The sequence below is a fragment of the Streptomyces sp. P5F9 genome (genome assembly GCF_057961495.1).
The window spans coordinates 42,411-54,184 of record NZ_JBXVPZ010000017.1; the positions used below are offsets into that span (position 1 = coordinate 42,411).

9 protein-coding genes and 1 pseudogene are annotated in these 11,774 nt (G+C 70.4%); 5 read left to right on the forward strand and 5 right to left on the reverse strand.

Annotated elements, in window-relative coordinates; translation table 11 throughout:
* Position 1 precedes the first annotated feature (1 nt).
* Entirely contained in the window at positions 2–973 is a 972-nt protein-coding gene (locus tag AC31A1_RS05605) for an ABC transporter ATP-binding protein (protein ID WP_489652132.1), read from the reverse strand.
* A gap of 115 nt (positions 974–1,088) precedes the next feature.
* A pseudogene (locus AC31A1_RS05610) lies at positions 1,089–2,309 on the reverse strand (RNA-guided endonuclease InsQ/TnpB family protein).
* Positions 2,310–2,337: 28 nt separating this feature from the next.
* Between AC31A1_RS05610 and AC31A1_RS05615 the strand changes: the two are divergent.
* On the forward strand, positions 2,338–2,544 hold the full coding sequence (locus AC31A1_RS05615; RefSeq protein ID WP_489652133.1) for an Arc family DNA-binding protein: 207 nt from the start codon (positions 2,338–2,340) through the stop codon (positions 2,542–2,544).
* Positions 2,545–2,606: 62 nt separating this feature from the next.
* Positions 2,607–2,732, forward strand: a complete 126-nt coding sequence (locus tag AC31A1_RS05620) for a hypothetical protein (RefSeq protein WP_489652134.1) — start codon at positions 2,607–2,609, stop codon at positions 2,730–2,732.
* Positions 2,733–2,785: 53 nt separating this feature from the next.
* On the opposite strand, the gene AC31A1_RS05625 is transcribed toward AC31A1_RS05620, so the two are convergent.
* From AC31A1_RS05625 to mce, 3 genes are all read right to left on the reverse strand, one after another.
* Positions 2,786–3,721 carry a coiled-coil domain-containing protein gene (locus AC31A1_RS05625; RefSeq protein WP_033285426.1) on the reverse strand — a complete coding sequence of 312 codons (936 nt, stop codon included), beginning with the start codon at positions 3,719–3,721 and terminating at the stop codon, positions 2,786–2,788.
* A 184-nt stretch (positions 3,722–3,905) separates the two neighbouring features.
* On the reverse strand, positions 3,906–7,754 hold the full coding sequence (scy, locus tag AC31A1_RS05630) for a polarized growth protein Scy (RefSeq protein ID WP_489652135.1): 3,849 nt from the start codon (positions 7,752–7,754) through the stop codon (positions 3,906–3,908).
* 209 nt (positions 7,755–7,963) lie between these two features.
* A complete protein-coding gene (gene mce, locus AC31A1_RS05635; RefSeq protein WP_019073152.1) occupies positions 7,964–8,404 on the reverse strand; it encodes a methylmalonyl-CoA epimerase in 441 nt (146 codons plus the stop codon).
* Between the two features lie 149 nt (positions 8,405–8,553).
* On the opposite strand from mce, the gene AC31A1_RS05640 reads away from it, so the two are divergent.
* From AC31A1_RS05640 to AC31A1_RS05650, 3 genes are all read left to right on the forward strand, one after another.
* Positions 8,554–9,756 (forward strand): acetyl-CoA C-acetyltransferase, encoded by a 1,203-nt coding sequence (locus AC31A1_RS05640; protein WP_489652136.1) that lies wholly within the window; start codon positions 8,554–8,556, stop codon positions 9,754–9,756.
* A 43-nt stretch (positions 9,757–9,799) separates the two neighbouring features.
* A complete protein-coding gene (gene meaB, locus AC31A1_RS05645; protein ID WP_399387631.1) occupies positions 9,800–10,756 on the forward strand; it encodes a methylmalonyl Co-A mutase-associated GTPase MeaB in 957 nt (318 codons plus the stop codon).
* A 194-nt stretch (positions 10,757–10,950) separates the two neighbouring features.
* Positions 10,951–11,774 (forward strand): MFS transporter (locus AC31A1_RS05650; protein WP_489652137.1); only part of this gene is annotated, 824 nt, incomplete at its 3' end.

The window sequence follows — 11,774 nt, forward strand, 5'->3', positions numbered from 1 at the left end:
GTCAGCCCTTCTTCCAGTCGTCGCCCCAGCCCTGCTGCCGGGCAGGTGCCACGGGGGGTGGTGGTGCGTCGGAATGCGCGTGGTACTCCACCGACTCCGCGGTCAACTGCATGAACGCCTCCTCCAGAGAGGCCTGTTGGGGACTCAGCTCGTGCAGCACGAGCTGGTGCGACGCGGCCAGCTCACCGATCTGCTCGGACTTGCTCCCGTCGACTTCGAGCACCCCGCTGCCGGATTCGACGACCGTGATCCCGGCCTGGTGCAGCACGTCGAGCAGCCGCTCGCGCTGCGGGGTGCGGATCCGGACGTAGGACCGCGAGTTCTGCTGGATGAAGTCGGCCATGGAGGTGTCCGCGAGGAGCCGGCCCTGGCCGATGACGACGAGGTGATCGGCCGTCAGCGCCATCTCGCTCATCAGGTGCGAGGAGACGAAGACCGTACGGCCTTGCCCGGCAAGGGACTTCATCAGGTTGCGGATCCAGTGGATGCCCTCGGGGTCGAGCCCGTTGACCGGCTCGTCGAACATCAGGATCCGCGGGTCACCGAGCAGCGCGCCCGCGATGCCGAGCCGCTGGCCCATGCCGAGCGAGAACCCCTTGGCCTTCTTCTTCGCGACGGAGGTGAGGCCGACGGTGTCGAGTACTTCGTGCACCCGGGCCTTCGGGATGCCGTTGCTCTGCGCGAGACACAGCAGGTGGTTGAAGGCGCTGCGGCCGCCGTGCATGGCCTTGGCGTCGAGGAGGGCGCCGATGTAGGTCAGCGGGTCCTTGAGCTGGTCGTAGTGCTGGCCGTCGATGCGTACGTCCCCGGCGGTCGGCCGGTCGAGCCCGAGCATCATGCGCATGGTCGTCGACTTGCCGGCGCCGTTCGGGCCGAGGAAGCCCGTGACGATGCCGGGTCTGACGGCGAAGGTGAGGTTGTTGACCGCCATCTTCTCGCCGTACCGCTTGGTCAGCCCCTCAAGCTCGATCATGCGGCCACGCTAAGACGGGCGTTCGGCGGATGCCACCCGAACGGGCAAACAGAGTCCGACGAGGCAGGCAACAACCTTGAATCCTCTCCCGCTTGAAGGGCGGGGGATTCCTGGCTCAGGCTGCTTCCTGGAGCAGCGCTCCAGGAGGTCTTACGCCCTCGACGCCAGCCGGGTTGAGACCTGCCCGGACGAGCATCACCTGGGCGGAGTTCTTGTCTCTGGGGGACGCGGCTCCGCATGCGGTGCAGGTGTAGGTACGCTCCGACAGCGGTAGTGCGTGCTTGGTTCTCGCTCCGCACTGCGCGCAGTCCATGGTGGTGTGCGCGGGGTGTACCAGGCGGACATCCCGCCCGTGCTTGCGGCCCATCTCCAGCAAGGCCGTCTTAGTGGCGCCGATCGCCGCGTCAGCGGCTTTGCGGGCCATGGTGGTCTTGGCGAGGAACTTCGGGCGGAAGTCCTCGACAGCGATCACGTCATGGTCGGTCACCACGCGCTTTGCCCACTTGCGGCCGGTGTCCTGCCGCTGACGGGCCACCTTCTTGTGCGCCTTCGCCCGCAACTTCTTAGCTTCGCGATATCCCTTCGAGCCGGGCTGGCCCTGCTTGGGTTTCCTGCGGGCCATCATCCGGTCGTAGCGCGACAGCTTCGCCTGGACCTTCTTGCCGTGCTGGACGTGGGGGAGGTCATGTGCGTCGGATGTGGTGGTCGCGGTCTCCTTGACGCCCCAGTCGATGCCGATCACTGCGCCGATCTCGGGCAGGGGTTCTGCCTGGGCGGGGACGACGAAGGAGGCATACCAGTGGCCGAGGCTGTCCTGATAGATCCGTACCGAGGACGGGGTGGTAGGCAGGTCGCGCGACCACACCACGCCCAGCACGATCCCGCCCGCCAAGTGCAGGCGCCCGTCCTTCAGCCGGAAGCCGCGTTGGGTGTAGTTCAGACTCGGGAGGGCCTCGCGCTTCTTCTTGCACTTCGGCATCCCGGCCCGCCGCCTCTGAGGCAGACGGTCCTTGATGTCCTTCCGCGCCTTCGCGCGGGACCTGCCGAAGTCCCGGATGGTCTGCTGCTGCGGCACCGAACTGCCCTCGCGAAGCCACGACGTCGCCTTCCGGGCTGCCGTCAGCATCTTGTCGAGCTGGGCCGGACCGCAGGTGACGTTTTCACCACTGGCCTTGTTACGCGCGTGCACCGCCTTGGACTTGGCTACGCACTCGTTCCACACCCACCGGCGCCGATCCTATTCCGCACACAGCTGCGTGCGGGCGGTCGACGACACGCGCAGCCGGAATGTCCACCGGGCGTGCCCAGTGTCTCCCGTCGCCTGTGATGCCACCATGGCTACACGTTAGCTATAGAATGGCTACATGGTCAACTTCAACGTCCGATTCCCCGAAGACCTTCACGGCCGTGTGCGCGCTCAGGCGGCTGCGGACCGACGGTCCATCAACTCCGAGATCCTGTGTCTGATCGAGCTCGGCCTCACCGCCGTCTCGGCAGACGCCGGATCGCTCGGCAGCGATCCGGCCAAACCTGCCCCGCGACGCGGGAAGCCGGATTCCTCCCCGGCCTGAAGTCCGGGGCATCCTCTGGATCTCCGCCGTGCCCACAGGAGGATCGTCGAGCGTACGGCCGTGTGGTCCCCCTTGCTGCCCAACTGCTGCGCTACGAGATGATCCTGTCCCTCGACCCGGTCGCCGACTCCGCCCTCGTCGGGATCGTCGACGACGTGTATCTGCCGTTGCTGCGCGGGCACGGCTGAGGCCCGCACTCCCGAAGGGAATGCGGGCCTCAGCCGTACGAACTACCGCGTGACTACCGGGACTGCTGAGCCGGAACTCCACGAGAGATCGGCTCGTCCTCGACCGGCGAGCTCGCGGCGGCCACCGCGGCGCCGGTGAGCGTGGCGAGCATCTCGCGCACGTTCGTCAGCTGGGCGTTGATGCTGTCGCGACGGTTCGTCAGGGCGGCCAGCTCGCGCTCGGATTCCGAACGGATGCGGTCGGCCTTGGCGTTCGCGTCGGCCACGATGTCCTCGGCCTGGCGCTGAGCCGTCTCCACCGTCTGACGGGCGCGACGCTCCGCGTCCGTGCGCAGCTTCTCGGCCTCAAGCCGGAGCTGCTCCGCGCGGTGCTCGATCTCCGCGAGGCGCTTCTCGGCCTTCTGCTGACGCGACGCCAGGTCGCGCTCGGACTGCTCGCGGCGCTTGGCGAGGTTCGTCTCGAAGTCGGCGGCGGCCTGCGCGGCCTTGGCGCGGGTCTCCTCGAAGAGGGCGTCGGCCTCCTCGCGCTTCTGCTGCGCGTCCTTCTGAGCCTCGCCACGCAGCTGGGCGGAGTCGCTCTTGGCCTTCTCGACGATCCGGACGCCCTCGTCCTCCGCCTTGGACTTGCGCTCCGCAGCGAACGATTCTGCGTCGTTGCGGACCTGCTGAGCAGCGGACTCCGCGAGTTCGCGGTGCTGCTCGGCCGCGCGCCGTGCCTCCTCGCGCAGGTCCTTGGCCTCTTCCTCGGCGAGGCGGAGGATCTTCTCGACCCGCGCGCCGAGACCGGCGTACGACGGCTCGGCGTCGCTTACCTGGGCCGCGGCGTTCTGCGTTTCGAGGTGGAGCTCCTCGATGCGCTTTTCGAGAGCAGTGATACGGGCCAGAGCGCTGTCACGGTCGGAGACGAGCTTCGAGATGCGTTCGTCCACCTGAGCGCGGTCGTACCCACGCCGCACAAGCTCGAAGCCGTAGGGGGAAGTGTCGCTCATGGGGTTCCTGTCGAATGAGACCGGTGAGGTGATAGGTGGAATCCTAGGGGCCGAAGCGGTGTGTCATCGAGCGGATGCGTGTTTGATCTGGAGAATGACACCCCTTTTGAGTGGCTAACCGTCGGACCGCTTGCCAAAGACTCGGTCAAAGGCCCCAGAACACCCCGAACCTCACGGGGCTTTCTTAACCTTCAACAGACTTGCCACCCGAACGAGTTGCGCCCGCCGTGACTCCCGCCTTGACCCCGCCGTCCTTGGCCGCCGTCGGGGCCTCGAAAGACTCCAACGCTTCCAGGACGTCCTGGACACGGGAGATTTCGGCGTTGATGTCCTCGCGGCGGCGGACGAGCACCTCCAGATCGCGCTTGCCCTCCTCGACCGTGCGGCGGGCCTCGCGGATCGCCTCCGCCTTCAGCTCCTCGGCCTCGCGGATGAGCGTGGACTTCTTCTGCTCGGCCTCCTTGAGGAGACCCTCGGCCTTCTTCACGGCGGCGATACGGACCTTGCCCGCCTCGGAGTTGGCCTCCGAGACCAGCTCCTTGGCCTTCATCTGGGCCTTGCCGAGCTGCTCCTCGGCCGCCTTGATGAGCGCGTCACAGCGGTCGCCGGCCGACTTCATCGTCTCGGCGGACTCACGGCGGGCCCGCTCGTGCAGGTTCTCGATCTCGGCGGTGATGCGGTCGCGCAGCTCCTCGGAGCGCTCCCTTATGGCGGTGGCGTCCCGGCGCGCGCCGACGAGCAGCTCGTCCGCGTCCGTACGTGCCTGCTCCACGCGGGAGTTGCCCTCGACCGTGGCCTCGGACACCAGCCGCTCGGCCTCGCTGCGGGCCGCGCCGACCATCGAGTCGGCCTGTGCCTCGGCGTCCGCGGTCGTCTTCTGCGCCTGCTGCTGGGCCTCGCTGAGCAGCTTGTCGGCCTCGGCCGCGGTCTCCGTGATGAGGGTGTCGACCTGCTCGGCCGCCTCGGAGCGCCGCTTGTTGGCCTCCTTGCGGGCCTCGTCCAGCGTCCGCTCGGACTCCTCGCGCGCCGCCGAGGTGACCCGCTCGGCCTCCGCCTCCGCGTCCGCCTTGAGGCGTGCGGCCTCGCTGCGGATCCGCTCGGAGTGCTGCTGCGCGGAACCCACCGTGTCGGCGGCCTCGGCACGCAGCCGCTCCGCGTCCCCGGTCGCGTCCGAGATGAGTTTCTCGGCCTTGGCCACGGCCTCGGCCCGCACCCGCTCGGCCTCGTTGACGGTCTCCGTCTGGAGCCGCTCCGCCTCCGCCGTCACCTCGGTGATGAGGGTGTCGGCCTGCGTCGCCGCGTCCGAACGGATCCGGTTGGCGTCCTCGCGGGCGTCCGCCCGGGCCCGCGCCGCGTCCTGGTCGGCCTGCGCGATCGTGTCCGCGGCCTGGGTGCGCACCTGCTGGGCGTGCTCGGCGGCCTCCGACCGCAGCCGCTCCGACTCCGCGATGGCGTCCGAAACGGTGCGCTCCGCAAGGGCCTTGGCTGCGTCCGTCTCCTCGGCCGCCCGGCGCCGGACGCGGTTGGCGTCCTCGGTGGCCCGCTCCCGCTCGCTGTACGCGTCGGCGCGGACCCGGTCCGCCTCCTCCTGCGCCTCGCGCCGGGTGCGGTCCGCCACGTGCTCGGCGGCCGACCTGATCCCGGCGATCTCCTCCTGCGCCTGCTCGTGCAGCCCGGCGACGGACTCCCGTACCTGCTGGGCGTGCTGCTCGGCGCCCGACACCATCTCGGTGGCGCGCCGGTCGGCCTCCTCGACCAGTCGTACGGCCTCGGACTGCGCCTCCTCGACGCGGTTGCGCGCCGAGGCCAGCAGCTCCTCGCTCTGCTCGCGGGCCTGCTCGCGCTCCTGCCCGGCCTCCTCACGGGCCGACCCGAGCAGCTCCTCGGCCTCACGACGACGTCGTACGGCCTCCTCCTGGGCGGCGGCCAGCGTCTCGGAGGCCTCCGTGGCCAGCCGCTCGGCGGCGGCCTGGGCCTCCGCGCGGACGCGGTCGGCGGTGTCCTGTGCCTCGGTCTTGAGCCGCTCGGCCTCGGCGGAAGCCTCGGACCGCAGGCGTACGGCGATGGCCTCGCCCTCGGCGCGGGAGGCGGACGCGTCGGCGGCGGCCTCGTTGCGCAGCCGGTCGGCCTCCGCCTCGGCCTGGGCCTGGAGGGAGCGGATGCGGTCGGCGGCCTCGCCGCGCAGCCGCTCGGTCTCCTCGGCGGCCTCGCGGCGGATCCGCTCGGCCTCCTCGCGGGCGTCGGTGAGCGCCTGCTCGGCAGCGGCGAGCCGCTCCTCGGTCTCCGTGTGCAGCCGCGTCAGGCCCTCGGCGGCCTCCTCGCGGCGTGCCTCTATGGCCCGCTCGGTCTCGTCGCGCAGGTCGCGTGCGGCCTGTTCGGCGGCGGCCTTGATGCCCTCGGACTGCTCGATGACCTCGGAGCGGTGCCGCTCGGCTTCCTTGCGGGTGCGGTCGAGGGTCTCCTCGGCCTGCCGGCGCAGCGTGGTGGCGCGCTCGATGGCCTCGGTGCGGACCTTCTCGCTGTCCGTGGTGGCGGTCTGGCGCAGCTCGTCGGCGTCCGCGCGGGCCTTCGACAGCAGTTCCTCGGCGGTCTTGGCCGCCTCCTCGATCTGCTGGACGGCCTCGCGGCGGGCCTCGGCGCGGATGCGCTCGCCCTCGCCGACCGCGTCGGCCCGCAGCTGCTCGGCCTCGCCGCGCAGCCGGCGCGCCTCCTCCTGGAGCTCGACCGTCTTGGCCCGGTACTCCTTGGTGTCGTCCTTCGCCGCGCCCTTGAGCCCCTCGGCGATGTCGTGCGCCTGGGCACGCAGCCGGTCGGCCTCGGCCTCCGCCTCGGAGCGGATCCGCTCGGCCTCCTCGGTGGCGGCCTTCGTGGTGTTCTTGGCCTCCTCGGCCGCCTTGTCGAGGACTTCCTCGGCGGTTCGGGCTGCTTTCGCGAGCTGGGAGGCGGTCTCCTCGGCGGTGAGGCTGCGCGCGTTCTCCTCGGCCTCCGCGACGATCTTGTCGGCCTTGGCCTGGGCGTCCGCGACGATCTGCTCGGCGTCCGACTTGGTGGCCTCGGCCTCCTTGGTGGCCTCCGTCACCAGCCGGGCGACCTGCTCCTTCGCCGTCCGGGTGCGCTGCTCGTTGGCCGACTCGGCGCTCGCGAGCGCCTTGGCGGCGGCTTCCTTCGCCTCGCTGAGGACCTTCTCCGCCTCAAGGCGCGCCTCACGCAGTGAGGTTTCGGCCTCGGCCATGCGGGTCTCGGCGGCCCGGCTCAGCTCGGTGGCCTGACGGCGGGCGGAATCCGACTCGTTGACCGTGGAGCTGCGCAGCTGCTCGGCGTGGTCGGTGGCCTCCTGGGCCTGCGAGGACGCCGCGTTCAGCAGCCGCTCGGCGTCCGTGCGGGCACGGCGCAGCAGCTGCTCGGCCTCCGCGCGGGCCGCCTCGGCGTCCATCTCCAGCCGCTGCCGGGCCTCGGTGGCGACGCGCTCGGCCTCGGCGCGGGCGGCGGCCAGGGCCTGCTCGGCCTCGGCGCGCGACTCGTCCACGAGCCGGCGGGCCTGCGACTCGGAGCGGGCGCGGAGCTGCTCGGCCCACGCCACGTTCTCGTTGACGTGCGACTCGACGGTCTGCCGGCGCTCGGCCAGCTCCTGGTCGAGCTGCTGGCGCCGGGTCACGGCCTCCGTGTGCAGCTCCGCCTGGAGGCGCGCGGCCTGCTCGGCGTGCTCCTGGAGGATGCGCTGGGTCTGCGCGCGGGCCTGGCTCAGCTCCCGCTCGGCGTCCTGCCGCAACTGGTCGGCCTGGACCTGGGCATTACGAAGCATCTGCTCGGCCTGATAGCCGATGTCACCGCCGTCGTAAGCCGGTCGGGACATGAGGGTGCGGCGCGCCTCGTGCAGCTTGGCGCGCAGCACCTCGACCTGGTAGCCGAGGTCCTCGGCATGCTGGATCGCCTTTTCCCGCTCGGTCTTCAGCCGCTCCATCTCGGCCTCGAACCGAGAGAGGTGGTCGACGTCAGCCGCCGGCTCTCGCTCCTGGCGTTCGTAGCCCCGCACTGCGCGGTCCCATCCGTCCCCTGGTCGCGGTTTACTCCAACGAGCGCCGTCCATCCACCGAACGGTGCTCCCGGGGAATGGTGTCAGATCAACGACGGAGCATGGGCTGCTGCCCGACGCTCGCCCCCCGAAACCCGGACCCCGGCATGCCGTAGCCCTGGTTGCGAGCGACGACCGACCCCAACCCTACCGGCCCATATGTACGAGGGTCAGTGCTCAGGTGACTCAACAGGCGCCGAAGTGACCAGTTCTGTCAGTACGCCATGGCAATCCTTTGGGTGCAGGAACGTGATCCGTGACCCCATGGAGCCGCGCCGGGGCTCCTCGTACAGAACGCGTACGCCCTTCCCGCGGATGTCCTCGGAGTCCGTGTCGACGTCCGCCGTACCGAAGGCGATGTGGTGGACCCCCTCCCCGTTCTTCGCCAGCCACTTTCCTACGGCGGAGTCCTCACGGGTGGGTTCGAGGAGCTGGAGGTAGGAGGCGCCGCCGTCGTCCGTGTTGTTGATCTTCAACATGGCCTCGCGTACGCCCTGTTCCTCGTTGACCTCGGAGTGGAACACCTCGAAGCCGTACGTGGCCCGGTAGAACTCGACAGTCGTGTCGAGGTCGAAGCAGGCGATCCCGATGTGGTCGATTCGCGTCAGCATGTATGTAGTGCAGCGCTAGCGCGATGGTTACGCAACGTGCGCGCGATCACACCGACGGCCCGATGACGGGGTGGTCTACCGCTCAGTACATTTCAAGTAAACCCTCGTTCACTCCTCAGCTGAAAAATGCTGGAAGGGGATCGCACCTCATGTCTGGAACGAACAGCACGACCTCGGTGATCGTCGCGGGCGCCCGGACGCCCATGGGACGGTTGCTGGGCTCCCTGAAGTCCTTCTCCGGAGCCGATCTCGGCGGCTTCGCGATCAAGGCCGCCCTCGACCGTGCGGGTATCGGTGGCGACCAGGTGCAGTACGTGATCATGGGCCAGGTGCTCCAGGCCGGGGCAGGGCAGATCCCGGCACGCCAGGCCGCCGTCAAGGCGGGCATCCCCATGAGCGTCCCGGCGCTCACCATCAACAAGGTGTGCCTCTCGGGCCTCGACGCCATCGCGCTCGCCGACCAGCTCATCCGTGCAGGTGAGTTCGACGTGATCGTCGCGGGCGGCCAGGAGTCCATGACCAACGCCCCCCACCTGCTCCCCAAGTCCCGCGAGGGATACAAGTACGGCGCGATCGAGATGCTCGACGCGATGGCCCACGACGGCCTGACCGACGCCTTCGAGAACATCGCGATGGGCGAGTCCACGGAGAAGCACAACACGCGCCTGGGCATCGCCCGCCCCGAGCAGGACGAGATCGCCGCCCTGTCCCACCAGCGGGCCGCGGCCGCCCAGCGGAACGGCGTCTTCGAGGCCGAGATCACCCCGGTCGAGATCCCGCAGCGCAAGGGCGAGGCCGTCGTCTTCAGCAAGGACGAGGGCATCCGCGCGGAGACCACGGCCGAGTCCCTCGGCAAGCTGCGCCCGGCGTTCACCAAGGACGGCACGATCACCGCCGGCACCTCCTCGCAGATCTCGGACGGTGCGGCGGCCGTGGTCGTGATGAGCAAGACCAAGGCGCAGGAGCTGGGCCTGGAGTGGATCGCCGAGATCGGCGCCCACGGAAATGTGGCAGGACCCGACAACTCCCTCCAGTCGCAGCCCTCGAACGCGATCCTGCACGCCCTGAAGAAGGAGGGCCTGGAGGTCGAGAGCCTCGACCTGATCGAGATCAACGAGGCCTTCGCCGCCGTCGCGGTCCAGTCAATGAAGGACCTCGGGGTGTCCACGGAAAAGGTGAACGTCAACGGCGGGGCCATCGCCCTGGGCCACCCCATCGGCATGTCCGGCGCCCGGCTCGTGCTGCACCTGGCCCTGGAGCTCAAGCGGCGCGGCGGCGGGGTCGGCGCGGCGGCGCTGTGCGGCGGCGGCGGTCAGGGTGACGCGCTGATCGTGCGGGTACCCAAGGCCTGAGCAGCAGAACCTTTTCGCACATCCGCAAGGGATCGGAGCCGTGATGCAGGACGTCGCCTCGCTGGTGGCCCAGGCCAGGGAAGGCCGGCCGCGGGCCGTGGCCCGGCTGATCTCCCTGGTGGAGGGGGCGTCCCCCCAACTCCGGGAGGTCATGGCGACACTCGCACCGCTGACCGGCGGGGCCTACGTCGTGGGCCTCACGGGATCGCCGGGCGTAGGCAAGTCGACGTCCACGTCCGCGCTGGTCACGGCGTACCGCAAGCAGGGCAGGCGGGTCGGCGTCCTGGCCGTCGACCCGTCCTCGCCGTTCTCGGGCGGCGCCCTGCTCGGCGACCGCGTCCGCATGTCGGACCACTCCTCCGACCCCGGCGTCTACATCCGCTCGATGGCCACCCGCGGCCACCTCGGCGGCCTCGCCTGGTCCGCCCCGCAGGCCATCCGCGTCCTCGACGCGGCGGGCTGCGACGTGATCCTGGTCGAGACGGTCGGGGTCGGCCAGTCGGAGGTGGAGATCGCCTCCCAGGCCGACACCTCCGTCGTCCTGCTGGCCCCCGGGATGGGCGACGGCATCCAGGCGGCGAAGGCCGGAATCCTGGAGATCGGCGACGTCTACGTCGTCAACAAGGCCGACCGTGACGGCGCCGACGCGACCGCCCGCGAGCTGAACCACATGCTCGGCCTGGGCGAGTCCCGCGGCCCCGGCGACTGGCGCCCCCCGATCGTGAAGACGGTCGCCTCCCGCGCCGAGGGCATCGACGAGGTCGTGGAGGCGCTGGAGAAGCACCGGGCGTGGATGGAGGAGCACGGTGTCCTCGCGGAGCGCCGCGCGGCCCGCGCCGCCCGCGAGGTCGAGACGATCGCGGTCACGGCCCTGCGCGCCCGCATCGGCGACCTGCACGGCGACCGCCGCCTGAGCGCGCTCGCGGAGCGGATCGTGGCGGGGGAGCTGGACCCGTACCGGGCGGCGGACGAACTGATCGCGGGCATCACGGAGGGTTGAGCGCGGACATCACCGAGAGCTGACCCGGTGGTCAACGGCCGTGTCCCGTTGGTACGTTGACCGCATGTTCCTCCTCTTGGCATAGGGCCCGCCCCGGCCCGCGCACGGCAGCGATCACATCGGATCGCATCTGATCGCCGTCGCGCGGCGCACAAGCGTCCCCTTTCCCTGCCTCCAGTTGAGGAACATCTCGCATGTCCGCGTCTTCTTCCACGCCGACTTCGGCGTGCCCTTCGTATGCCTCCGTGCTCCAAGTCCCGTACGCCCGCCGCACGTTCGCCGCAGCGCTCGTCGGCCGCCTCTCGTACGGAATGGTCTCCCCGGCGGTCCTGCTCGCGGTCGTCCGCGCCACCGGCTCCTACGCCGCCGCCGGCACGATCATGGCCGTCTTCGGCACCGCGACCGTCCTCCTGCTACCCCTGCGCGCCGCCCTGGTCGACCGCCACGGCCCCCGCCGCGCCCTCCTCCCCATGGCGATGCTCTACGGCGGTCTCCTGTGCGTCCTCGCGGCGGTGACCTGGAGCCCCGGGACGCCGGAGGTGGTGCTCGGCGCGGTGGCCGCGCTGACGGGCATGTGCGCGCCCCCGCTCGGACCCACGATGCGCTCTGTGTGGGCCGAACTCGTCGGTGACCGTGGGTTGTTGCAGCGCGCGTACAGCCTCGACGGCGTCGCGGAGGAACTCCTGTACGTCGTCGGCCCGTTGGCGGTCGGCGCGCTGCTCGTCTTCGCTCCACCGGCGGCCGGGGTCCTGCTCAGCGCGGCCCTGATCGTGACCGGGACGATCGCCTTCGTCAGGTCACCGGCACTGTCCGGAGTACGCGTATCCGCGGGCGCCGGGCGGGGGTTGAGGCCGGCCCGGGTTCGCGGGCTGCTCGGTCCGGTCGTCGTGGCCGGGGGGATGGGGCTCGCGTTGAGTGCGGTCTACCTGTTGGTGATGGCGTTCGTCGAGCAGCGGGGGTACGGCGACGATGTCGTGCCCTGGGTGCTGGCGGCGGTGTCGGCGGGCAGTGCGGTGGG